At 57.1% G+C, this 205-nt stretch carries 1 pseudogene; it reads right to left on the bottom strand.

Annotated elements, in window-relative coordinates:
• Positions 1 to 205, bottom strand: a pseudogene (locus tag BJG92_RS17785) (hypothetical protein); the annotation flags it as partial.

A 205-nucleotide genomic window follows, 5' to 3' on the forward strand; every position in this document is an offset into this window, starting at 1 on the left:
AACCAGGCCGCTTCCGTCCGCTCCGCGTTTTCGAACTTCAAACCGCCGGATTCGAAGCTTTTCAGCAGCGTGCAACCGATGAACCCGTTGTCTTTTCCGGTGGCATCGACAGGAACCATGCAGATCTTGTCGCCCGCTGCGACGCCGTAGTACGTGACGGTATCGACTTTTCCAAGCAGGCGTGTCTGCGAAGGGTCGAGTTTCA

The organism is Arthrobacter sp. SO5, from assembly GCF_020532805.1.
Classification (GTDB): Bacteria; Actinomycetota; Actinomycetes; order Actinomycetales; family Micrococcaceae; genus Arthrobacter.